The following is a 23,901-nucleotide window of genomic DNA, read 5'->3' on the forward strand; positions in this document are numbered from 1 at the left end:
TTAGCGAATATATGTTTAATTTGCGTTTCTATATAATTACTCCCCCAACGCTCCTGGCGGATTGATTTAGCAGGTAAGCCCATAATTATGTTGATGTTTTAACAACTATTAGTAAATAGTAATTACGATAGGTTTAGTTCATGTGTTTTTCAACCAGTTTTCACCCTACACCTTATTTTAATGTTCCGCCATTTTCCTAGACCATACTTTCCGAAACATCCTAACACTATTTTTGGTCATCGACATGTCGTTCCAATATGTTCAATTAAATTTCTATCCATTTTATTTTTACTAGGCTGAAGCTTGCCCTTTAATCTCCAAATTTTGATTCTCAATTTCATTTAGCTTCATTATATATAATAAACATAATTCAATATTAAATCTCTTTTTAAATACGGAAAGAATATTTTCTTTAATATTATATTTTACTATATCTATAGATTTTCTATCATCTGTATTCACGAATTTTTTTGAATATGTTACGAATGAAATAATAGCATTTATATACACTATACTATGGAAAATAATTTGTATTTTATAGCAAGCTATAGAACCTTTTAAATTGTGATTTTCATCATATTGATCTTCTTCATCTTGAATATATTTATTCTGTTTTCTTGCGTCTTCTTTTGAATTAAAAAATATTAAGTCTTCTCTAGAATTTATAATTTGTTTAAATGTTGAACTATTACTTAATAATTCATCAGTTGAAATATTTCTTTCTGAAAATAAACTCTCAGAAAGATACCACTCTTCACTTTGTCTTGGAAAATTATAATGCAAACATACATACATTTCATTATTATTTATCTTGTAATCATTATAAGTTAATATCTTGCATAAAGACTCATTTAAACATTTTATAATTTGCTTTAATTGTTCTTTAGGTTTAGTAATAATCTTTGGAGCTTTAATTATATTATTCGTTATACTAGCTATTTGTTCTAATAGTGTTATATATTTTCTATCATATATTTCATTAGTAGTATTATCAATTGTTTGTAATACTTTTAATTTCATTTTATCTTTATTATTATTTAATTCTTGATATTCATAACATTTTTGTGCTACTGCAAATAATAACGAAAAGAATACAGCAATACAAGTTAAAATTAATCCTAACCAAGTAAATATTCTTTTATTGTTAAAGACTGAAATTAAGTTTAAAGGTTCTCCCCAAAAGGTAAGTATTAGAGAAAACCATATACTTACAGTTGATGTTATTACAGATACTATCAACCACCTCTCTTGATTCCATTTATGTATACTAATTAATTTTTCTTTTAAAACATTCAATTTATTCATTAGCTCCCTTGATATTTAATTTATATACTTCAAAATAATGAATATTCTCTTTATTCTTATCCTTAATTGAATTTTTATTATTCATTTTATATACTTCAAAAATAGAATTTTTTCTTACAACCGTTAATTTTAATAACTTTAACAATCTTAATAATGTCAATTTTATCCCCACCTTCACTTAATATGATAAATAGTCGATCAGTTATTGGAATTAAAGTCGACTTTAAGGTTTTCCCTCTTGGCTTATACCCAATGTTATGAAATTGACTCAACTAATTCAAATCTCAATTTTTGATTTATTTGAGGATATTTTCTATGATCCACTTCACTAACAAACATATCTATTGGCCTAGCAAATACACCACAATTACTGTAAAGTGCTTTATAAATAACTAATTCCTCTTCTGTCTCAGTGTATATTGCAAAATCTAATATTAAATAGTCTTTACCTTTAAAGTGTCTGACTATCTTTCCTTTATGATTTCGCAATTCTATTTTTCTTTTTTCTAATTCGTCCATTTCTTGTCCAGCTCCTAAAATATAGCTTATCCTCTGACTTATTATATTCTCTTCAATACACTTTGTAAATAATTGCTAATATATTGAATATTTAAATTATTTTTAGAGTACTTATTGCATGCCGGTTTCAAGGTTTATGTCGTTTTGCAGAGTATAGAGCTGCACAACTATTTTTAATAGTTCAAAATACATTTTTATGATTTCAGGGTTAAAGCAGCGGAATCAACCATAAAATACAATTAAACTTAACCCTTGTCCCGGCTAGGAAAATCACCTCAGCCAGGCCATCCCGTTCTACTTCTGCATTATTGAGTGTTTTGAGCATTATTTTGTAAATCCCTATTTTAAGGGGGTATTTCCTTTAGGAAGTGCACTTAATTAGGGGGGCTTTGGGCGGCATTATTAATTCAATTACAATTGGAGAGTGAACCAACAGTTCAGGCAAGCCTGACATAGCCAATCATCACCAAAAGTTTCCGGATCTTTTAAGAGCTTTCTGATCCTCGTTTTTCTTGTGCTCACGTTTCCCAAGAAATTCGTCAGTTCTTGCTATTGTGGGGTCAAACCAGTCAGCCTTTTTCTTCGCCCAATCGATCCACGAAGCAGTTTTCTCATTCATATTTCCGTTTGACTCCAAAGCTAAAATATAGGCTCTGATCTTACCGGCTACTTCATAGTCCTGGGCTAAGTTTGTCAGTGCAAGCGTCCGTTCAACTTCGTCGTTATAAAGAATGCGTCGTTCTTCGCGCAATCTTTTCTCTTCTTCTTGTCTTCGTACGGCTTCCTCACTCGCTTCGCGCTCAAGGCGAACTACTTCAGATTCTTCATACAGTTCTATTAGCATTTCACTGAGCCTGGATTCGATATTGACGCTGTCTGTGTCCCTGAAATATCTGCTTTTACGAATGTTAATTCTCAACCGTCCATTGAAAACATAGTCATATTTACGAATATTGGGTTTTGAAGCCCAACGATTGCGGCGATTTGCGTCTTCATACACTATCATTTCCTGTGCTTCCTGCCTTGTGATTACATGTTTGACCTCATCTTGGGACTCAAACACTTCAAGATAGACACGTTCATTTCTAACCTTGAGGGAAAGATCATCATTCACGGAACCGCCTAAACTTCCGACTTGGTGAAAAAGCGCATCAAGTATCTGATATACACGGGGGAGAGTTTCATCTGATATAACACCAGCGAGGAACGGGGGACGTTTGGAATAGTTCTTCATGCTTCTCTGCGCACCTTCGGATTTTGGATTGTTACTATTCCATTTTTTGACCACAGACATATAGGTTTTGATTTTTTTGTTTAGTGGCATATTTTCGATCGGTATTTGGATTTGCTGCGCGGCAAGCAGAACTTTTTGTCGCTCGTCTTCTGATAAAAATACAAGCGGTTGTGAAGCTGAGTTTCTTAGTTTCGCCCCTTCGAAGGTCCTTATTCCAGCAATCTCAGTGATTCCCTTTGTTTTTAGCATTGGGGTCTTTTTCGGGTTTCCCCCAGCTCGAATCTTTGACCAGTAGCCACGTGGTGGGACAGGTACATCGAGTGAATTACAGATTTTATGTATTGCTACGTCGGACACACCATATTGAACTGCAACATCAACGACTGGTTTTGCCCATACCTCTTCATATAGTTTTTCTCGATTATAGGTGTTATACCTTCCTTTCGCTGTACGATAAGTAAGCTGATTCGCTCTAGGTGTATCACTCACTTCTGATACTGGAGGCTTTTCAAGTACTTCGTTTTCCTCCACGGCTTTAAGTTTTGAATCTGAGTTTTCCACAACTTTGGCATCTTTGCTCATCTCTGTAACAACAGTAGCTCCACTAGTGAGTTTGGATCGTTTGGGAGTTGCGTTGGATGGCAGGGTAACTTCAATGAGTGGAAACTCCGGCAACGGCGTTTTTGTTACGGCTTTACCATAATTGAGCTTGGTCCAGTATCCCGAAGGCGGGTACGGAATCTCAGTTTCTCTACATAGTTTTATCAATTCAGGGTAAGGGACATTATATTTCTTTGCCACACCGGACACTGAGATCTCCCATATTTCATTATACAGTTGCTTTCTGGATAACTTAGTGGTTTGCCCTTCCTTCAAAGTCATTCCTCCTTTCTCTTCTTATTTCACTGGTGATTGGAACTATATTAGGTTTAATTTTTCTCCAGCGCATTATCTGCATCCAGCGAAAACGCGTACTCAAATAATTTTATATCCCTTGTTCTGCGCTTTCGCTTAATATAAAAAGCAGATCTTTTTTCATTTCTTCAAACTGTGAAATAATAGTGTTAAGGTTTTTTTCAATATTTTGGATTTGAATATTAGTCATCTTCCCATGCTTATATGCAATCAGCCGCTCATCAATAATCTGGTACCTCCAGCTATCGGTGTACTTGTCTTCAGTGTGGATTGCGAATCCTATTGGCAGCAAGTCATTTCTCATACCGATGCTTATGGCCATAGGTGCAATTCCAAGATAATCCGCTGCGATTTTACAGGTTATTTTAGGGAAGTTTCTTATTTGTTCATCCGTATATTTTGCCATATCTTCACCTCCATCGGTTAAGCCTTTTTCTCAATTTACCTGACCATTTCTAATAATTGCCACGTCCAGAATGTCAGACCTAAATAAATTATCTCACAGTATTTTCCATTATTATACAATTATATCTTTCTAACCACAAATCAAAAAAAGCCGCAAGGTCGGCATCCCAGCCATCCCTGCGGGTTCGTTAGTCTTATGCTTCAATCACCGTACCATCCCTAAATGTAAACTTTATATTATCGGAAGCGTAAACCGTGACTTTATCCGCAATTGCAAACCAAAGAGTCTCGTCAAACTCTGTCAGAACAGAATCCTGCCGTAACAAAGTTGATATAAAGGCATCCAGCTGCTCTCGCTTTACCCGACGGGCTTGGCTCCGTTCCTCGATTTTTCCAAGCATGCCCTTGGCTTTCTCATATCGTGCAACAAGCCCATTATAGCGTTGTTGGTATTCAACCTGATCGATGATCGAGCATGCATTTTCATCTACACACTTACGAATCAATTCTGTAACCATAACAATTTCGTCTTGCAGTTTTACCGCTTCGGAATTCAAGTCGCCAGTGTCTGTCAATACCTGCTTGATCATTTCACAGTTTTCCATGATCTCATCTTTGTTTGTAATCAGTTGGTTAGAGGTATTCAAAAATAACTGCTTTAAGGTGGCTTCGTTGAAGTGTGGTGTTCCACATTTTTCGGAGCCTTTGAACTTGTGATTGCATTGCCAAATCGTACGGCGGTATTTGCTGGTGGAATGCCACACCTTTGAACCATAGAAATTACCGCACTCTCCGCAAACAATTTTACTGGAGAAGCAGCCCGCCCCACTGTGGTGCCCACCTTTTTCTTTTCGGCCTTTCATCTCAAACTGAACTATATCTAATACATCCGGCTCAATAATAGCCGGATGACTGTTTTCCACATAATACTGAGGAATCTCGCCCTCATTAACTTTTTTCTTTTTGGTTAGAAAATCTACCGTGAATGTCTTTTGTAGCATCGCATCGCCCTTATATTTTTCGTTAGTCAGAATACTCTCTACCGTGCTGACCTGCCATTTTAGTTTACCGGAAGGTGTTGGCACTCCACTTTGAGTGAGGTGCTTTGCAATACCTGATGGTGTCTTTCCTTCAAGGAAAAGCCGATAAATCAACCGAACGGTGACGGCTTCTGATTCAATAATACTCGGCAAACCATCCTTGCCCTTTTCGTAACCAAGGAACTGCCCATATGGCAGGCTGACCTTCCCGTCAGCAAAACGTTTTCTTTGACCCCAGGTAACATTTTCAGAGATGCTTCGGCTTTCCTCCTGTGCAAGGCTCGACATGATGGTAATCAACAGTTCGCCCTTGCTGTCCATAGTATAGATGTTTTCTTTTTCAAAATAGACCTCAACACCTCTTTCCTTAAGCTGTCGGACGTTTGTTAGCGTATCAACGGTATTGCGAGCAAACCGTGAAACCGACTTGGTGATAATCATATCGAGTTTGCCGTTTAAAGCATCGGCAATCATCCGATTGAAGCCACCCCGTCTCTTGGTGTTGGTGGCAGAAATACCCTCATCAGTATAAACATCAATAAACTCCCAGTTTTCGTTTTCCTTGATAAAGCGTGTATAATAGTCAACTTGGGCTTCATAGCTTGATAACTGTTCTTCGGTATCCGTCGAAACTCGGGCATAAGCGGCAACTCGTTTCTTGGCCGGTACCCCAACATGAAGAAAGGAAAATGTGGAGACTGTTGCTGGAATGATAGTAACTGCTCTTACTGCTCTTACTGCTCTTACTGCTCTCATTTGCTTTCCCTCCTTCTTTGAAATTCTCGTTCCCGTGCTTGCTGTCTTAAATCTTCAGTCCACCTTTCGCTTCGAGGGCGGTCTTGCCAAACGCGTTTTATTTGCTGTCCGTCATTAAAAACGAAAACCAGAGTGTTAAACTCTGGAACGATGATTTCTCGTATGACCTTTTTGAAAACCGTATCATCAAACTGCAAAAGCCCTAAGACCTCGGTGGTTATTTCGAACAAGGTTTCTTCGGGGATTTGCTTTGTGTGACAGACGGCTTTTCCCTCTTTAAGAAAGGTCGCACAGTTCCACGACACCCTGCCCTGAGAAATCTTGCGTTTGTAGTTCTTGCCACAGTGCGGACAATAAAGTACGCTCGAAAATGGGTAGCGCTGAGTTGTCGGACGTTTGGTAGCAGCTTTTTCCTTGTTACTTTCATAGATAACCTGTGCCTGTCGAAAGATCTCTTCATTAACAATAGCTTCATGGGTTCCTTCGACGTAAAATATGGGGAGCTGACCCTGATTCCGTTTAAGAAGTTTAGTCAGGTGATCCGATACATATTTCTTTTGCAGGAGGGCGTTCCCAATGTATTTCTCATTCCGAATCATATCGATGATACGTCTGACTGACCATTGGCCTCCGAACCTTGTGGGTATGCATTCACCTTGAAGCCTGCGGGCGATCGATGCTGTACTTATGCCGTTAATGTAGTCACTGAAGACCGTGCGGACAACCTCCGCTTCCTTCGGGTCAATTTCCATTTTCCCATTCGCACTGCGGTATCCGAACATAAATCTCCAATTGACAATCTCTCCATCCTCAAATTGCTTTCGTATCCGCCATTTACAGTTTTCACTGACCGATCGGCTTTCCTCCTGAGCAAAAGAAGCGAGGATGGTGAGCATCAACTCGCCATCCCCGCTAATAGAATGTACATTCTCCCGTTCGAAATACACATCCACATTGATCCCTTTCAATTCTCTTATCACTTCGAGCAAAGTCACAGTGTTTCGAGCAAATCGCGATATAGATTTTGTAATAACCATATTGATAAGACCTACACGGCAATCCGCAAGAAGTTTTTGGAATTGTTCTCGGTCGTCTTTTGTTCCGGTCGATGCTTCATCGGCATAGACGCCAACATATTGCCAGTCTCGACGCTTCTGAATATAGTCGCAGTAATAGCTGACCTGAGCCGAGAGCGAATGGAGCATGGCTTCATTGCCGCAGGATACTCTGGCGTATGCTGCCACACGCTTTTTCTTTGGCAGCATCGGTTTTGTCGGCGACATTTTCTTGATGATTCGTTCCATAAGAACCCTCCTTTCAGTGTCACATGTTACCTCTACTACCTATCTATAGCAAGTTATATCAGCGCCATACTACACCTAATAATGGGCGGTATTTTTCGAGCATCATTCCATCTATTTTTTTATATTCTTGTTCAGTAATCAATCCTTTTTTAAGCATAGTTTTAGCAATAGCCAATGTAACACGATATACTTTTTCACGGTCGAATTGCTCCGTTGTCATCATTGATTCCTCGCTTCCAACTGTGCCTGTTTCATGAACCGATCTTCTATATAACATGCATGAGTGCAGTATTTCCGGTTCTTGTTTCCATAGCTGTCAAATGGCTTTCTGCATCCCGCACATTCTAAATGGTAGATAGACTTTTGAGAGACCAAGTTCATATGACTATTCCACCAAGCTATACGGCATTCATCTGAGCAGAATTTTCGCGGCTTCCTACCGGGTTGCTGCTCGATAGACTTGCCACAGTTTTTACAAAAATTAAAGGTCTTATTTCCGATATCTGCTTGTTCCGCTTTTAAAGTAGCGTTCATACCACCGATGTTATTTCTTTGGCAGTAAGATTTTATGGTATTTTCTGATATGCCAAGGCACGGCAATTTTCAAGTAGCTTTTACCTTCACTACGTAAACGTCGTACCTGGTCCTTTTGAAATAAGGTCATAGTGCTCACTCCTTTGCAAAAAAAGTGAGACCCGCAGATGTTACTCCACAGGTCCCGTAGTTCAGATTAATTCAGTGTCAAATGAAGGAATCATTGTTATTTTGTTGAAATAATAATGTGTTAACCATAAGCCCCGTAGATAATTCATCTTGTTAATTATTAGCGAAGAAAGATGCATATACCATGGATTAAAAAAGACCTGCGACAAATCCGGTAATCCAACGTTATGCAGCAAAATGCGATGTGGGTAATGAATGGGGGAAGAATATAATGAAGGAAAAAGATCATAACAGACTGGTTGAGCAAGAAGGGGTTTATTACATTGGTTACTTAGCCGCAAAGTTAGGATTTCTTTTCCGTCAAATAAAAGAGCATGATAAAGGGATAGACGCTGAAATTGAACTAACTAAATCTTTAAACGTTCAAAGCCCAATCATTGGTTTACAAGTTAAGTCGAGATCAGAATTTAAAGTATTATCCACTGGGGAAATATCGATTACTGTCACAGAAGAAAATTTGAATTACTGGAAATCTTACGGACGTCCAGTTCTTCTAATGGCATATAAGACTAATGGGGAAGAAGTATTTTGGACAAGAGTAGATACTTCGGATTCCAGGACAATTAAAATCACTATAAATCAAAGGTTTAATGAATCTTGTAATGAAGAGATAGAGCAAATTATTATTAATTATTATTCGAATATAATACGGCAAATTAAAACTAAGGATGTCTCACAAGTATTAAATGGATTTGGGACAACAGTTGCTGACGTATTAGATCCGATAGAAAAGAAGCTTATTCAAGCTGAGGAACTTCTTCAATCTCAGAATTATAATGAGGCCATGGAAATCTATAGATCCCTAGCTCAAATATACGAAAGAAATCATCTACTCTGGTATAATTGGGGAATAATTTTACTCCAGACAAAAGGCCATCAACAATTCGATATACAAAGAATAATTAGTCACTTGTCAAGAGAGTTTCCTGAAAAAGCAGAAACTTATACACTACTTGGTGGATATTATGCTGATAAGAAGATGCATTCAGAGGCGGAACAGAGCTTCAAGCAGGCACTTAAGGCAGATCCATTTTCTTCAATCGCTTGGAATAATATGGGGTTATTTAATTATCATAACGGCTTGTATAAAAAAGCAATAGAGGAACTCCAAGTAGCTGAAGCCTATGACCATAATTCGGAAATTACAAAATTTAATTTGGCTCTTTGTTATTCAGCAATTTATAGCTATTCGGACACTTTAAAATATTACAATGAATGTATTAAAGTTAATCCATTTTTTTATGACGCATATAATAATAAGGCCCTTCTTTTGAAGATATTATGGCGATTAGATGAAGCATTAGACTATTTTCAACAAGCAATTCAAATAGACAAGTTTAATCCTTATGCATATTTAAATTGTGCTTATCTTTTAAAGGACTTAGGATATAATGAAAGATCTATTCAGTATTACCAACATGTATTGGAATTAAAACCCGGGGAAGAAAATGCTTGCTTTAGCCTTGGATTACTATACGCAAGGGTTGGTAATATGGATAAAAGTAGTTATTACTTTAACAATGCAATAAACATACTAAAACTTAATCAAAGCTCGAACGGTTCTGATCTAATAAGAATTTTGGATATAGGATACGACGTAGGCTATGCAATTATCGTAGAGGTTCAGTGCGATATAGTTAAAATAGTGTCCATTGATGAAATGCACAAAATGGCTTTGTTTAATATCATCCCCGATATGAGAAGATTTGTGAAGTTTGCTCAGTATAATGCTATTACATTCAAAATTGAACCAGAAGAATGTCACAAGTATTATTAGTAACACCCCACTACGCATAATTCAAGTTCCCAACATTCTCCCGAGATACAAGCGGTTGGGACGCATCGATTCACTTTTTTGTGATAGGTACAATAAATTTTGAGTTTATTCAAGTTCGATTAACTCCCATTTAGCAAGTCTAGCTTTTTTAAAGTAACCCCTATAAAATACGAAATCGAAACTTGCCGAAAAACGGCCTGAGTCCTATAACGAGAACTATGACAATTTAACTGAACACCCACACCTCAAAAAACGCCAAAATCAGGCTTGAGGGCCTATTTTGGCGTTTTCATATTTAGTGTTTCGCGTGTTTGTTAAAAAAACTATCATCTGCCGAATACTCGTTATTCCTTCAATTCTTTATGCTGTTCGAATCTTCAATATTACCGATATTAAGATCCGTGTCCGTCGAAGGTGGACTGTATTGTTCCAATTTTGCTTTTATCTCACGCTGGCTCGCCGGTCCTAATCCTCTAATTTTAGACAAATCTTTTTTAGAGAGCAGCAACAATTCACCCACCATTTCAATCTTGGCACCATACAGCGCATTAAAAGTTCTTCGGCTAAGGTTCAGTATCTCAAGTCCTGGGGAGTCGGCGAACCAACGACAATTTTCATCGCATTCTTCTGTCGCTTTTAAATCGTTGTATTGTTTTTGTTTATCCGGTTTTATAAAGAATACATCAAGCGGTACATCGAGTGCTCTGGCCAATTTACTGGCAACTTCAATACCCGCTAGTTTCCCATGCTCGAGATCCCGATATAATTCGGTTTTGTTCCAGCACGTATGGCCAAGGTCTTTAGTGTAAAACCCTTTTCTTTGCGTAGACGAGCAAGCTCTTTGCCTACGTCAATCATGTTACATCCCCCCAGAAGCATTGTATACTTCTTCTCTAAAAAAAGGGGAATTCCTTTTACATTCTATACAAAAACCACTGACATACTGGAACTCTATATATCAACTCAAATTTCTTTAAATAGCCATTAATTACTCCCTGACAACCAAAGATAAGCTCGCGGCAACCAGCGGACTTTATCTCACTCCGGGTTAGTATTTTATCTATTAGAACGACGATTGTCTCCCCGTCTTCGATAATCCTATACTTCTCCGGGCGTATGACTCCTTCTTTCGAGTGTGTCGTAATGGTCTCAATTGGTTTCATTAGTACTTTCATACTAACCACACTTCGCCCAATCTCCAGTGATGCACTCGGTACATCCTCCAGCACGGATGAGTTTGTTTTGGCACACTGGGCATTTGTCGTGCTCAATTAGCCACTGTTCACATGGCTCCATGCAATAAGTCTTTCGATTGCAATCAGCGCATACATCGTTCATCTCGCTCGCCTCTCAGTACATTCATTTGGTTAAGTAGAACTTATGTTCTTATTATATCCACATTCTGTTAGAATATCAATGAGAAAATATCCCTACACCTAGAAATCTTCCAAGTATAGAGGATAGATTGCTTCCGTATCATTTGATCGGAAATATACTCTGCAATTATGGGGCTTTTTTTCACTATCCATATTACTTGGTTCAGTTTATAAAGAAGAGGTTCTTTAAATGGGTCTTTAGCGAAGGTAATTTTTACATTTATTCCCTTCCATATTTTAAGTGATCCGAATATTTGGATCACTTTTGTTTGTCCTAAATGAAGGAATACTTGTTATTTTGTTGAATTAATATTGTACAGTTGCCAGTAATTAGTAATTACACTAGTTAGTGTTTCAAACAAGATTCACGGATAAGGGAGTATTCCCGACATGTGTCGTATACACCCTAAGGATTTGGAGGTATCTGCGACACCTGTCGGTAATCCATCGTTAGGTGAAATCAGCATTTCGGAGTATGTAACCTAAGAATAGGGGGAGCGCAATTGAAAAGCCATGAAGCGGCTATTGCTGAATATTCGAATCTTTTTCATGTGTATGAACAGTTTACAAATAAGACGGAGAGGCTTATTCAAGATTTAATGAAATCCAATAATCTTAAAGCAAAGATAATTGAGTCTAGAACAAAGGACGTTGAAAGCTTTGCCAGTAAACTCCAACGAAAGAACTACTTGGATCCGTTAAACGAAATAACTGATTTTTGTGGTGTAAGAATTATTCTAAGCTACCAAGATGAGGTAGATAAAGTTGTTGAAATAATTGAGAAAGAGTTCGAAGTAGACAGAGATAATTCTGTAGATAAAGGAGCATTATTAAATCCTAATGAATTTGGTTATAGGTCTGTTCACTATGTTGTTTCATTACTTCACAGTAGGAAAGAGCTTACCGAATGGAAAAAATATATTAATATTAAGGCCGAAATTCAAATTAGAACTATTTTACAACATTCCTGGGCTTTGATATCACATTCTCTACAATACAAACGAGAAAACGATATTCCTCAAAATTTGAAACGTAAACTATTTAGATTGGCAAGCTTAGTAGAATTAGCAGATGAAGAGTTTGTATCATTAAGGTATGATCATGAACAATTAGAGTCGTTAATTAACATCAAGACTCCAGAGGATTTACTTTTACAGGACCTCAATATAATTACTGTCAAGAAATTTTTTGTAGAAAACGAATTAATTTCAAATCTTCATAATAGTGCCCTCTCTGCAGGATTTACTATTAAGGATTATGAGGATGCTTCTTTGTCCGTGTTATTATTATATTGCAATGTAGTTAATATAGTTACTGTTAAGGATTTGACTCTTTTTATTGAGAAGTGGTTGCCCGATGCAAAAAGCTATTTTTCTGCTCATATCTATCATGAATATGTTGTATATAGTGAAATAGTATTAGATGTTCCTTCATTAATAATTTTGTTAATTATATATGAAAATGGAGAAAATCCAATTTTGTGGAAAACGGTGAAAAAACCTGATGAACATGATTTTTTCTATAAAGCACAATTCATTCACAGGGTCTTTCCTCATAAGTAGGTGCTGACTTCACCTAAACAACGCATTTCCAAAATCTGAGAGCATATAAAAGTAGTAACCAGACTTCGGGAATACGCGGGACGTTAGACGCAATATCCCTATCTGGGGTCATTAAAGATTTTGTTTTGGGGTGATAAGCATGAAAGCATTAAGTAAATTGCTTAAAAGTGCAGGGACCGCTAAACGTGAATCAAAAGGCATTGAGTTCAAACAATCGTTTGACGTAAATTCCCCAGCTGAGTGGTTGGAGATTCTCAAAGATGTAGTAGCTATAGCGAATTGTGGTGGTGGATTAATTTTATTTGGTGTAAAGGACAATGGCTCCAACTCTGAAATTGACGTTATGCCTATTTTGAGCGTGGACCCAGCTTCGATAACAGATAAGATTGCCAAATACACTGGAGAACAGTTTTCCGATTTTGAAATGGTAGAAGTTACCCGTGAAGGTAAACAAGTTGCGGTATTGGTTATCCGGGGGACGCCGGTTCCAATGGTATTCTCGAAACATGGAAGTTATTCGTTGCCTGACGGAAAACAAAAGAATGCATTTGGAAAAGGCGTCATTTATTTTAGACATGGCGCAAAGAGTGAACCTGGAAATTCAAATGATCTTAGAAACGTCATTGAGAGGGAACTTTGCGCTGTACGAAAAAGCTGGTTAGGTAACATTAGGAAGGTGGTTGAAGCGCCTGCAGGGCATAATGTAAGAATTCTCCCACCTGAAGTAATCGAATCGGCTCTTCCTACTGCAACACCAATCCGAATTGTTGACGACCCTAATGCACCAGCTTATCGTAAGATGAATCCCGATGAAACACATCCATACCGGTTAAAAGAGGTGCTAGAGATTCTCAATGATAAAATACGTCGTGAAAGGTCAATAAATAATTACGATCTACTTTGCGTAAGATTTTCCCACAACGTGGACTCGAACCCTGCGTATTTTTATAAATCCAAGTTTTCTACTCCTACATACAGTGAGAGATTTGTAAATAGGATTATTGACGAGTATGAAAAAGACAATAATTTTTTTGAAAAGGCCAGAACTGTTTATTGTACAGGTAGAGTAGAGGGGGACAGCGTCTAACAAAAGGGTTTGCGACGTGACCGGAAATAGCAGACGTATTCGGTCAGTAAATTCTGCTTTTTCCGGTTCGCTAAACTTCCAACAAACGAAGCTTGGAGTACAGAAACTTCTATCACTCATATCAGGCATGCTTAATTAAATGCCGGATCCCTCATCTAAAACTTTGTACTTTTTAGCCATACTTTTGCTACGATTCTCATGGAAGAAGGCGAGGATCTAAGAGTCATTTAATAGCTACTAAGTCACACTGACATTCGAATAACTAAATTCTATGGTTCGAAAACCAAAAAGAAAAAGCGGCCTTGAAAATAGATAGTAACTTGAGACCAAAGAAAAATGGCGTTGCAACAACGAAAAAAAACCTGAGTTGCAACGATAAGTAAAAATGAGCCAATTCCATAAAACGAAAAACTTCACAATTGCTTGCGGGGCCTAAGTTTCCTATGGAACCGATGGTCGGAATCGAACCGACGACTTGCTCATTACGAGTGAGTTAAAAGATATCCTGAGCTATACTGACGAATCTCAGAATACAGTCATATGGCGGACTCTGTGGTCTTTAGATTTAGCCATGTACTTAATCGTACTGCATTTTTTGGATCGGGTTGCAACGACGGTTGCAACGGCTGCAGTTATATTTTAATGAGGTAGTGGATTTCGTGTGCATGAGTATCTGGCCTGCGGGGTGGTCCCCCCGTGTTCCCTTTCAAGGGAACTTTCCGTTGGTCTCTACGTCAACTATCCTAACACTGGCATTTGACAGTTTATATCATCTCGCAACTTTCATGCTAAATTAGGAGAATCATGTCCGACAAATATAATAAATACTCCCATCGATTCAGATGAGAGTCACGAGAGAGCTATTACCCATGATGAAATGCCATGGATTGAGGCTAGGGGATAGCTTCGTGAATATGAAATTCCTTATAAAACGACAAAAATACCTCCCACCATTTGGTGTGAGGTATTTCGTTATGTTAATTATTCTTATCCCGGGTCAATTATCTCGCTCTCTTGAATCTCTTCCTGCTTCGGATTATTCTCGTCATTCCGATTTAGTCCAACATTCCCATTTGCCTACCACTTCACAATACACCTGCGCATACACCCCGTACAGTGCAAATGAGAACGCCTATGTATAGTAAGTGATACTATTGGGCGTTTTGCAGTGGCGACGCCTACATGGTTCGTTACGCAGATAGTGTCTTCTATTCCCCATATGCAACTACATCAGCCTTCCCGTTTCCGGTATTTCGAAGCTGAATCACTTCAACCTTTCGACTTTCAGCCTATTACCTAGTCTGCCTACGCTTAAAGAAGTGAGTTACCCACTTCCTCCAAGGCTAACTACGGGCGGTTGGTCTACCTTACTCGAGGGATTCCCACCCACTATATTTTACGACCTAGCACATCCACACTGCAGGCACCAGTTCCTTTTGACGATTTCTACAACTCCAGTATCTTTCTAGATTCTGCAGACAAGTTTTGTCATCAAGGTTTCTGACTTCGTTCATGTCTATCGCGCCCTCCTTTCTTCGTATTGTTCAGGCACGTGTGTTTCGTATGTTTATGCCTATTTATAGATATTTATGATTATTTAGATGGCTTTACAAGCAAAAACATCGGTTTTTATGTCAAAAAATGCTATAATGATTATCAAATTGGGTTGGTGAAATCCGCCAGTCATTTCGAAACATCCATTGCAGGAAAAAGCCGTTAGTAATAAGCCAAAACAATATCCCTTTCCTGTAATACTTACAAGAAAAGGTTAGCAGTCGTCCCCCTAAAAGCATTTCCCCTCGCTTTGACCCGTTCTTGACCTATTTTTGTCCTTAGATTGGTATAGAAGGGGGCGATCCTCGTGGGTAGGTTTGTTTTTGTGCATACACTAAAGCTCCAAAAGGCGCTCAAGGTAAGTACACCGGAATCCTGATTATTGATTCCCCGATTCATTCGTTAAAAGAACGTGGCGACGAGAAATTTTAAAATATTCTGAAAGTTGCTTGTTCCAGTATTTTCTGGATAATCGAAGCAACGGTCAAGTTATTATAATTGAGAACAATAACCCGGAGGTGGATTACAGTAAAGCAACGGTAATCCCCTACAAAGGGTACAACACAGGGACGATATAGATTCATAAACGACGTACGCTAATACGATATGGAGGCCTTTCAAATGGACAAAGATCAGACGATTGAAAAGTGGTCGTCAATGGATACTATAACCGACTATCTCGATGTAAGCCGCGAAACAGTGTTGCAATGGATCAATAATCGTACAATGCCTGCTCACAAAGTCGGTCGGCTTTGGAAATTCAAGATTTCCGAAGTGGATGAATGGATTCGCTCCGGTGGTGCGTCTGAGAAGGGCAATTCAGAGAATGAATAGGTTTTTAACTTTTTAATGAATTATTAAAAGAACTCTAGCGATTACCAAATCTAAGTACATTGAGTAAATCTTAGGGGGTAAACAGATGGCAAGCCGAAACGACGGCAGCAAACCTCATGTAAAAATACGTGACATCCTTACAGAGGAAACTGGCGGCAAGAGCTATAAGGCTCATAAATACAGTTTAGATGCGACCGAGCGGCCGACTATTGATTATGGAAACAATCAAATTGTATGGAAAAAGACTGCCGAGACCACAAAGCATACGAAATATATTGACCTTAGTCGCTTGTGCAAGATAATCACTCAGCAAAACGACCAGATTCTGAGTTATTTCCTTGACGGTTCACGTCGTGTGTTTAAAGTAGATGACAGAGCTTATTATGATGGAAGTAGAAGCATAATCTTTCCAATAATCGCAGGCCAAATTGGCGTTGGGTGTTGCCGCCGTGTAGACAGAAGAATGGTGCCTGAAAAGTTTAAACGAGAAATTGTTCTCTCAATACCGGATATTGCTAACGCCGGAGGAAAACCGGGATTTTTCCAAGCAACCACTAAAAAGTTAAATGAGTGCGAGGAACTAAAGAAGCTTGGTATAGAGTTCACTGCCATACTTCCCTATAAAACCTTGAAAAATGAGGAAAAGAAATTTGAAGATAGGGCGACAGCTTGCGTCCAGGATAAGATGATTGAACGTGAAAAAGAACTTGTCGCCGAACTTGTCCGAGAAGGCAAGTTGAATCAAGATAACTATCTTATTAAAGATGGTTCATTGGAATATAGACCTACTCAGAAAGATAAAGTGGACAAGAAAAGATACCAAACTTTTAAAAATAATTACAGCTGGGTTTTAGGGGCTTCGAAGAATTTCAACCCCGAGGTCTGCCTAGACGTCAATGGAAAACCGAATCCGGGCTTTATAGCTGATTTGCCTCTTTATCACAGAACACCTGTGGCTTGTTATGAAAACCCAGATTACTTAGGTGACGTACAGTTTGCCGTTTGGTATATAAGACTACGTGACCAAAAGAGAACACGGTCGCCTTTTGATGGTATCCTTAAAATTGAAAAAATACTCGTTACAGACGAGGAAGTGAGCGAAGGTATCAACAGCGAATTGGTTGATACCTTGAGCGCTTACCTAATCAATGAACGAAATCCTGTGTGCTATGGCTCAGATTTAAGATGGGCAAACCATATCTACCCGATATACTTGACGGAGTCGTTTGTCAAATCGAAACATCTTAGTGCAGACAGCTTTTTACAACTATTCTGAGGAGGACAAAAAATGAATAGGCTTATCGGACGCGTTTTGGCTACTGAAAAAACGCCAACAACCATGGACAAGTTCAATTTCTGGACAGATACGAATCTTCAACTTCATGCTTTCGACATCGTTAAAGTGGAACACATTGACAAATCGTTCACTTTTGGCGTTGTTGAAAACATCTCTCACATTACGGATGCGCAAAGTTTCCTGACCAATTTCATTTCCAGCGATTTCGGCGATGTTGAGCTAGACGAACCGACATTCCGCGTAGGGATGAATTATGCTGAAGCCAAAGTTTCGTTCAACAGTAAGAATCTCTATACTCCCGTTCATAACAACGCTAAAGTTTACTTAGCCTCCGCCGAAGAAATCACTATGGCTCTGGGACTGGATAAGATTCAAAACCCTCTTGTATGCGGTTCACTGAAAATGTATGAGGGTACAAAAGACGAGGTTACATTACCGGTAAAGCTGAATTCAAAGTTCATACTGGGTCCCGATGGAGCACACCTTAACATTTCAGGAATTTCTGGCCTTGCATCAAAAACATCATACGCAATGTTTTTGATGAAGGCGATTCAAGACCAGTACCTCAGTATGACGGATTCTAGCGACAGTGTTGCCTTCGTCATTTTCAACGTCAAAGGCTGCGACCTTATGGCCATTGACAGAGAAAATGATTTTGCTCAAGATATGCCAAATGCTAAAGAAGAAACCCTTCTTGAGTATAAGAATTTAGGTTTGTCCCCCGAACCGTTTAAAAATGTGAAATATTTCATTCCGTATTACGACAGCAACTCAGCTAAGAAAAGCACATATCTCCCCAAAAGCGATGTTGACCGTTATATGGAAGATGGTCAGTTAAAAAAATACAAGTATGTATATTCAAGCGATAAAGAGAGCATCGAAATGATGTTTTCAAATATTGACGACCCTGCGCAAACAATGGAATCCATAATTAGTAAAATCATTGATGAAGACGACCCGGACTTCAAAGGACTATCAACATGGGCAGATTTTATTGACAAAGTCTCCGAGAATTCACTAAAGGGATCTGGTCAAAAAGGTAGCAACGATATTTCTGTGTTAAGCTGGCGTAAGTTTAAGCGCATTGTTCGCAAAGCCATTCAAGATGAAATGTTTGCCAACAGGGTTGTCCCTGAAAAGAATGAGTGCCGCTTAGCCGACGAGCTTAAAAAGATTAGAAAAAACAACGTAGTTGTTATTGATATTGCAAAATTGCCGGAAGATAAACAAGCTTTTGTTTTTGGCGATGCAGTACGTACGATATACAATCTGAAACTTGGCGAATATGATGCGGAAACTGATGTCGCACCTCCTTCAAGGATAATTGTTTTTATAGATGAGTTAAATAAGTATGCTTCGAAAGACGTCCCAAAGACGTCCCCCATTCTAAGTGAGTTGTTGAACGTCACAGAGCGCGGTCGTTCCTTGGGTGTTGTTTTGTTTGGAGCCGAGCAGTTCCGCTCCGCAATCCATGACCGTGTTACAGGAAACTGTGCGACACATGCTTACGGACGGACAAACTCGATTGAAATTTCTACAAAGAATTACGGAAGCCTGCCCAACACCTACAAAAATATGCTTACCCGCCTCGAGCAAGGCGATTATCTAATTCAGAACCCTGTGTTCCGTTCGTTATTGAAAATCCGTTTCCCGAAACCAATTTACAAGCAGTTTAAGTGAGGAGAAAAGTCATGGAAGAATATGTCTTCGGCGCTAACATCATTGAAAATCTGACTACCGGTATGTACCAAGATTCTAAGGTTATCTATCGAGAGTACATACAGAATTCATGCGACCAAATCGATAAAGCGGTCGCCGAAGGTCTTCTCCATGAAGGGGAAGGCAAAATCGAAATATGGCTTGATTTCGGTCAGCGCACCATAAGCATCGAAGATAACGCCACTGGTATTCCTGCGTCCGAGTTTGAGCGAACACTCAGTAACATTGCAGATTCTGACAAGCAAATCGGTAAAGACAAGGGATTTCGAGGAATAGGTAGGCTTTGTGGACTTGCCTATTGCAAGGAACTTGTGTTTACGTCCTCGGTAAAGGGCGAAGGCACTATTTCGATGATGCGTTGCGACGCAGAGACGATGCGCAAACTGATCGACGATAATTCGCGTGGCAAAAAGCGTACCGCGAGCGAGGTTCTTCGCGCTATAAACAAATTCGAAAGTAAGAAAACGAAAGATATTAATGCACATTTCTTTAAAGTAGAGCTGATCGGCATAAACAAAGAAAACGAGGATTTACTCGACACAAAAAAAATAAGAGAGTATCTGTCATTTGTTGCTCCTGTCCCCTATCAAAACACTTTTCATTATCGGGAGAAAATAAAAAAGCATGCAAAGGAGATAGCCTATCACATTGATGAGTATTCTATCACTCTTGATGGTGAACCAGTATTCAAGAAGTATTTTACCATCTTAAAGAAGGCTGATAACAGTAAGATAGATGATATATTCGATGTAGTTTTTAAAGATTTCCGTGCCGAAGATGGCAATATATTTGCGTGGATGTGGGTAGGTCTTACCCAATTCAAGCAGGCTATCCCGAAGATGAATCAAATGCGTGGTCTTAGGCTACGCAAAGATAACATTCAAATCGGCAGTGAGGACGCGTTGCAGAGGCTGTTTAAAGAAGATAGAGGAAACAGCTATTTTGTTGGTGAAGTTTTCGCGGTAGCCAAAGATTTGATACCTAATTCTCAGCGAGACTATTTTAACGAGAATCCTTATCGTGCCTATTTTGAGAAATTACTTGGACGTTTCTTTAATGAAGAATTGCACAAAATTTATTATGATGGTTCATCAGTCAACAGTGCCTATAAGAAAATCGATGCTTTTAAAGCAAAGGAAGCTGAGTTTTTTGAAAAAGACAAAAAAGGCAGCTTCGTTAGTGAAGAGCATCGTACTACTGAATATGGAAAAGTTCAAGACGCTAAAAAGCAGGCAGTAGACGCACAAAGTAAAATTGTTAAAACAAAAGAAAATGCCGACGGCATCTTTGCTAAAGTTATTGAGCGCATTGAAAAAGAACATCCTCAAGAACCAGTTTCAACAACGCCATCTGCAGACCCACCGAAACCAGCTCGCCGGGTACGCAGAACGGATAAGCTTTCAACCTATAGTAAAAATGAGCGCAAACTCATTTCAAAAATATTCGATATAATCGTTTTGACAACCGACAGCAAAACAGCCGAAATGATAATAAGTAAAATTGAGGATGGTCTTTCATAATGGGAAGAATTCTATTACTTGAACCAAAATACAAAAACAAATACCCGCCGATGGGTTTGATGAAACTTGCAACCTACTATCGCGATCGGGGCAATGATGTCCGCTTTTTCAAGGGAAACCTTAAGGAGTTTGCCGCTTCGCTTCTGTGCGAAGAATACCTTCTGGAAGTTTGTGATTCGACACAGGCGAAGTACTCTTCACAATTGTTTCAGTTTATTAAAACCGGGAAGTATGCGCCTATCGATGCAATTCCAGGATTCAGAGAAAGTGATAATGAATCCCTGCTAAAACTGTATAGGAAAAAGTTCACAGACGAACAATTCCCTCAATTTGATGTAATATGCGTTACAACTTTATTTACGTTTTATTGGGGAGAAACTGTTAACACGATAAATTACGCAAAGAAGTTCCTCAAGAAGAGAGGGAAAATATTGGTTGGCGGTATAGCTGCGAGCCTAATACCGGATAAGATTTATGAAGAAACGGGAGTTAAGCCTAATATAGGGTTGCTAAACGAGCAGGGTGTCCTTGACAGTGATAGTGAAGTTATCATAGATGAGTTGCCGTTAGACTACTCTATTTTAGAAGAGATAGACTACAAGTATCCCGCAAGCAATGCTTATTTTGCCTATATGACTCGCGGCTGCACAAACCGTTGTGCTTTTTGTGCTGTCCCGCGCTTAGAACCACACTATTGCAATTATATCAGTCTCAAGCCTCAACTTGAGAAAGCGGACGCTATGTTTGGAGCGCAGAAGGATTTGCTACTTATGGACAATAACGTGTTTGCGTCTGAGCGTTTCGACGAAATCATTGATGAGATCAAGGCCTGCGGTTTTGGACGGGAGGCAACTTACACACCACCAAGCGAATACGAAATTGCTATCAATAATCTACGCGCCAAAAAAAAGGAACGCCGTAATGATCGAGCGTATACGAAAAAGATGATTGAACTATACGACAGAATTTCAGAGCGTCTTCCAGAGAAAGAGCAAGCTGAATTTTACTTGGCAAGAGAAAATGCGAATTTATTATACGCTATTTACGCAAAGCGAGAATCAATCCTTGAGTTTGACGCAATCGCTCGACCGCTCTACGAAAAGTACTTCAAGCGGGGTACTCGGGCAAGGTATATTGATTTCAACCAAGGCGTGGACGCACGACTTGTGACAGATGAAAAGATGAGAAAATTATCTGAAATTAACATTCGCCCCTTGAGAATAGCGTTTGACCACTATTCAATGAAAGACACATATATTAATGCTGTCAAATTAGCAGCAAAATACAGCATCAAGAATTTATCAAATTATTTGCTCTATAATTATGAGGATAAACCAGAGGATTTGTACGAAAGAATGAAACTCAACATTGAGTTGTGTGAAGAACTTAGTGTGACAATTTATTCTTTCCCGATGAAATATCACCCCATTGATGACCCTGATTACTTTAACAACCGCGATTACATTGGTGTTCAATGGAATAGAAAATTCATTCGTGCCATACAAGCGGTTTTAAATGCAACTAAAGGTAAGATTGGTCGAGGAAAGACTTTCTTTGATGAAGCATTTGGGTGTGACGTTGACGAATTCAGGAAAATACTATGGATGCCGGAGTCAATGATAATTTATAGATATAAGTATGACAAAATCAAAAGAGAACAGTATTACAAACTCAAAGGAAAAGAGGTACACTATGAAGACGAGTGTGACCAGACCAACGAATGGTGGCAAAAATTTAATTCTCTCACTGATGAACAAAGCGCAACGCTAAAAGTAATAGTTGCAAAAAACCGTTTCACGGAGGAGGATTGTAATACCGACGACCTGGCAATTCTTGAAGTTCTTGAGTACTATAAGCTGAAACGCGATTAGAAACAATAACAAGAGTGGAGAAAGACAAAACGGACGACGACAATAAACTTTGATGTATACCTTATGACGAGCACAACTTAAAATGGGCAATTGTTTTTCTCGTTCGATTTGCTATAGGTTGGTATACTTTACCCATGTAGAGGATAGGGCGACCGTGGAGAACGACCCGAGCACCGCTTGGGTTTTGTGAAAGGCGGCGCGTGTATACGCCGTTTTTTTGCCCCTTTCTGAAATCTAAAGCGATTAACTCCAGGGGTTTTGGGGCAGAGCCCCCAATAATGAACTGTCGGCTTTTCAGGGTGGTTTAACAGCCAGCGGATAAACGCCCGTTTTCAAGTACTCGTAGTATTCGTTAGGTGAAAGTCACGCCAAATCCCACTGGTAACGCTCGTCGTTATAGTAAGTCTACCTAGTCTTCGATAACGTTGGAGATCTGCACATGTGTTTCGCGCATCCTCCAACAGCAATCGCGTCCTTCATATGCCCAAAACAGGCTTTCCTGTAGAGCGTTGTTTCAACAGTTTGCTCGGCGCGACATAGACTGCCGAAGCTCGCTGCTTTTATAGGTCATTAAATTTATGGCTGGTATAATAGCATCTCTGATCCGATGAACCATAGGTTCCGTGTATTAAGGAAACCTTATGTGTATTCCGGAGTATCCGGACAGTGAAACCGGAGGCATCCGGACACTTTACCTGGTACCCGTAACAACTCTACCATACTAAAAATTTGCAAACAGCTTACCGATATGACTGTTTCACTTAAAGAAAAGGTATCCACTCTCCAGCTTCTCGAAAAAATCATAGGTGAAGGTTTCTCCAGATGCTCTTACTGCGGTTCCGACAAACTCAGTCGATTTATGGCCTATGGTAAATCTCCTCCTGCAACGATCAAAGCTGCATAGTATTTGCGATGTGCTCTTTTATAGGGAGGGGGAAGTTATATCTAAATTATCATATTTAACGATATTTCAGGATAATTGTTACTACTCCTTCAAATGTACTCCTTCAAATGTACTCCTTACTGATCAGTTAAATTAGCTAGGTACAGAACTATTCAATCCCCATAACATCTACCTTATCCCCACGGTTTCGTGCTATAGT

The 23,901-nt window shown here is 39.0% G+C and carries 20 protein-coding genes; 9 read left to right on the plus strand and 11 right to left on the minus strand.

The window, feature by feature from the left end; all coding sequences use genetic code 11:
* Window positions 1–291: 291 nt before the first annotated feature.
* From DSBG_RS02680 to DSBG_RS22800, 8 genes are all read right to left on the minus strand, one after another.
* Window positions 292–1,296, minus strand: coding sequence for a hypothetical protein (locus DSBG_RS02680; protein ID WP_141694220.1), 1,005 nt, complete (start codon window positions 1,294–1,296; stop codon window positions 292–294).
* A gap of 1 nt (window position 1,297) precedes the next feature.
* Entirely contained in the window at window positions 1,298–1,465 is a 168-nt protein-coding gene (locus DSBG_RS22795) for a hypothetical protein (protein ID WP_176716143.1), read from the minus strand.
* A gap of 95 nt (window positions 1,466–1,560) precedes the next feature.
* Window positions 1,561–1,824, minus strand: coding sequence for a DUF1653 domain-containing protein (locus DSBG_RS02685; protein ID WP_068962681.1), 264 nt, complete (start codon window positions 1,822–1,824; stop codon window positions 1,561–1,563).
* A 463-nt stretch (window positions 1,825–2,287) separates the two neighbouring features.
* A complete protein-coding gene (locus tag DSBG_RS02690; protein WP_068962682.1) occupies window positions 2,288–3,940 on the minus strand; it encodes a hypothetical protein in 1,653 nt (550 codons plus the stop codon).
* A 103-nt stretch (window positions 3,941–4,043) separates the two neighbouring features.
* On the minus strand, window positions 4,044–4,379 hold the full coding sequence (locus DSBG_RS02695; protein ID WP_068962683.1) for a hypothetical protein: 336 nt from the start codon (window positions 4,377–4,379) through the stop codon (window positions 4,044–4,046).
* A gap of 193 nt (window positions 4,380–4,572) precedes the next feature.
* Window positions 4,573–6,174 (minus strand): recombinase family protein, encoded by a 1,602-nt coding sequence (locus DSBG_RS02700; protein WP_068962684.1) that lies wholly within the window; start codon window positions 6,172–6,174, stop codon window positions 4,573–4,575.
* Window positions 6,171–7,478 carry a recombinase family protein gene (locus tag DSBG_RS02705; RefSeq protein WP_068962685.1) on the minus strand — a complete coding sequence of 436 codons (1,308 nt, stop codon included), beginning with the start codon at window positions 7,476–7,478 and terminating at the stop codon, window positions 6,171–6,173. Before DSBG_RS02705 ends, DSBG_RS02700 begins: the two co-directional genes overlap by 4 nt.
* A gap of 58 nt (window positions 7,479–7,536) precedes the next feature.
* Window positions 7,537–7,755 carry an SHOCT domain-containing protein gene (locus tag DSBG_RS22800; RefSeq protein WP_207647210.1) on the minus strand — a complete coding sequence of 73 codons (219 nt, stop codon included), beginning with the start codon at window positions 7,753–7,755 and terminating at the stop codon, window positions 7,537–7,539.
* Window positions 7,756–8,412: 657 nt separating this feature from the next.
* Here DSBG_RS22800 and DSBG_RS02715 point away from each other — a divergent pair.
* The gene (locus DSBG_RS02715) at window positions 8,413–9,978 is read left to right on the plus strand and encodes a DUF4365 domain-containing protein (protein ID WP_068962686.1); all 1,566 of its coding nucleotides are present in this window, start codon (window positions 8,413–8,415) and stop codon (window positions 9,976–9,978) included.
* Between the two features lie 352 nt (window positions 9,979–10,330).
* On the opposite strand, the gene DSBG_RS02720 is transcribed toward DSBG_RS02715, so the two are convergent.
* Genes DSBG_RS02720 through DSBG_RS02725 form a run of 3 tightly spaced genes read right to left on the minus strand, consistent with a single transcriptional unit; the run spans window position 10,331 to window position 11,249 of the window.
* Window positions 10,331–10,690, minus strand: a complete 360-nt coding sequence (locus DSBG_RS02720; protein ID WP_068962687.1) for a DNA-directed RNA polymerase subunit alpha C-terminal domain-containing protein — start codon at window positions 10,688–10,690, stop codon at window positions 10,331–10,333.
* A gap of 23 nt (window positions 10,691–10,713) precedes the next feature.
* Window positions 10,714–10,836, minus strand: a complete 123-nt coding sequence (locus DSBG_RS22805; protein ID WP_176716144.1) for a helix-turn-helix domain-containing protein — start codon at window positions 10,834–10,836, stop codon at window positions 10,714–10,716.
* Between the two features lie 56 nt (window positions 10,837–10,892).
* The gene (locus DSBG_RS02725) at window positions 10,893–11,249 is read right to left on the minus strand and encodes a hypothetical protein (protein ID WP_242877384.1); all 357 of its coding nucleotides are present in this window, start codon (window positions 11,247–11,249) and stop codon (window positions 10,893–10,895) included.
* Between the two features lie 608 nt (window positions 11,250–11,857).
* Between DSBG_RS02725 and DSBG_RS02735 the strand changes: the two genes are divergently transcribed.
* From DSBG_RS02735 to DSBG_RS02765, 8 genes are all read left to right on the plus strand, one after another.
* Window positions 11,858–12,916, plus strand: coding sequence for a GTP pyrophosphokinase (locus DSBG_RS02735; protein ID WP_068962689.1), 1,059 nt, complete (start codon window positions 11,858–11,860; stop codon window positions 12,914–12,916).
* Between the two features lie 139 nt (window positions 12,917–13,055).
* Entirely contained in the window at window positions 13,056–14,003 is a 948-nt protein-coding gene (locus DSBG_RS02740) for an RNA-binding domain-containing protein (RefSeq protein WP_068962690.1), read from the plus strand.
* Window positions 14,004–14,478: 475 nt separating this feature from the next.
* A complete protein-coding gene (locus tag DSBG_RS22810) occupies window positions 14,479–14,646 on the plus strand; it encodes a hypothetical protein (protein ID WP_176716145.1) in 168 nt (55 codons plus the stop codon).
* A gap of 1,517 nt (window positions 14,647–16,163) precedes the next feature.
* Window positions 16,164–16,391, plus strand: coding sequence for an excisionase family DNA-binding protein (locus tag DSBG_RS02745; protein WP_348980957.1), 228 nt, complete (start codon window positions 16,164–16,166; stop codon window positions 16,389–16,391).
* An 85-nt stretch (window positions 16,392–16,476) separates the two neighbouring features.
* Window positions 16,477–17,667 (plus strand): hypothetical protein, encoded by a 1,191-nt coding sequence (locus tag DSBG_RS02750; protein WP_068962692.1) that lies wholly within the window; start codon window positions 16,477–16,479, stop codon window positions 17,665–17,667.
* 12 nt (window positions 17,668–17,679) lie between these two features.
* Entirely contained in the window at window positions 17,680–19,368 is a 1,689-nt protein-coding gene (locus tag DSBG_RS02755) for an ATP-binding protein (RefSeq protein ID WP_068962693.1), read from the plus strand.
* Window positions 19,369–19,379: 11 nt separating this feature from the next.
* The gene (locus tag DSBG_RS02760) at window positions 19,380–20,927 is read left to right on the plus strand and encodes an ATP-binding protein (protein ID WP_068962694.1); all 1,548 of its coding nucleotides are present in this window, start codon (window positions 19,380–19,382) and stop codon (window positions 20,925–20,927) included.
* Window positions 20,927–22,798, plus strand: a complete 1,872-nt coding sequence (locus DSBG_RS02765; protein WP_068962695.1) for a radical SAM protein — start codon at window positions 20,927–20,929, stop codon at window positions 22,796–22,798. Before DSBG_RS02760 ends, DSBG_RS02765 begins: the two co-directional genes overlap by 1 nt.
* Window positions 22,799–23,901 lie beyond the last annotated feature (1,103 nt).

It is taken from the genome of Desulfosporosinus cupriresistens, assembly GCF_001707885.1.
Classification (GTDB): Bacteria; Bacillota; Desulfitobacteriia; order Desulfitobacteriales; family Desulfitobacteriaceae; genus Desulfosporosinus.